At 58.8% G+C, this 1252-nt stretch carries 1 protein-coding gene; it reads left to right on the top strand.

The annotated features are described in order from the left end of the window. Positions 1-250: 250 nt before the first annotated feature. Positions 251-970, top strand: a complete 720-nt coding sequence (locus FLV34_RS39280) for a hypothetical protein (RefSeq protein ID WP_147945586.1) — start codon at positions 251-253, stop codon at positions 968-970. The last annotated feature ends 282 nt before the right edge of the window (positions 971-1252 follow it).

Here is a 1252-nt window from a genome sequence, read left to right as displayed (position 1 = left end):
CCCGGCGCGACAGCCGGGCCACCAGGCTGACCACGACCGCGATTTCACACTCCAGCCGAACCGCTCAGCCAGCGACCTGATGAACGTGAAAGATCGAGGCTAACATGGCCATCGCCGAACCTCCGGATCTCTATGCCTGTTGGGGTGTCCTCTCCAATCGCGGGCGCCAATTCAGGCGAATCCGAACAGCGGATGAGCTACTGGGGAAACGAGGTTGTGGAGGAGGGGGCGCAGTGCGAAGCTATATCTGATGATCCCAGAGTCTTCCTTCGAGCCCGAGCTTGAGCTTCCCTTGGAAGCAGCTTTCTGGCTGCCGAGTCCCGACGCAGATGATGACGATGAGGCCGGGCTCGGCTACTTCCACGAGACATGGTCGATTCGTGATGTCACGACGGACTTCGCTTTCGACATTCTGAAATCGGAGCTCAATCTCGCCCGTCTCGTAGACGAGGCTTCTTGTGACCAGCACGAGTTCGAAACAGTGGCCTCTGCGCTCGAGTCCCCGGATCCAGAGAACGCGGGTAGAGTTGAATTTGGCCATATCCGTGAAGAGCTAATGTACGAGATCGCCAGCGATGTGCCTCCTAACCTTGAGGAGCTGGAGCTTGGGGTTGCAGGGCTCGTTCACGCGCTGGCCGCCTATGAATGCGTACCGGCTGCTAGTTGCAGAGGCCACGTGTATAAGTCGCCGAGGCGGCCATGGTCCGACAGGCCGGTAGTGTACTTCGCCTCCGACAGGGAGCATGCAGAGCATCTGGTTCCACTGGTCCGAGCCTCCGGATGTGGATTCAATTTCGACCATGAGCGGCCTAAGCTGATATTGATTGAGGCGCCATCAATTGCCGAAACAATGCGGCTAGCAGAAATGATCCTACTCTCGACGCCATCGGGGCTTTCTGTGGAGCAACGGATCGCGCTGTCGGAAGCCAGGAACGGGCCTGGGAACCCTAATCAATCCACCCTGTGGTGAAGGTTAGGTATTGCTCAGCGTCAACCTGTCATGCCTGATGACTGTGGGCGGGTGCGGGAGGCTTGCAGTGTCCGGGCTCGCGAACAGGATGAATCAGGTATCAGCGTCAGTACGTACAGAATCAGCTGTCTGGATGGCTAGTGAGAAGCCGAGTCAGCCTCCGTCTCACGCCTAAGCCGAGCCTAGCCTCGATCTTTCACGTTCATCAGGTCGCTGGCTGAGCGGTTCGGCTGGAGTGTGAAATCGCGGTCGTGGTCAGCCTGGTGGCCCGGCTGTCGCGCC

Origin of the sequence: Microbispora sp. CSR-4, assembly GCF_008033685.1 — a bacterium.
Classification (GTDB): domain Bacteria; phylum Actinomycetota; class Actinomycetes; order Streptosporangiales; family Streptosporangiaceae; genus Microbispora.
Note: the sequence above shows the minus strand (reverse complement) of the source record. Positions and strands in the feature narration are given on the sequence as shown.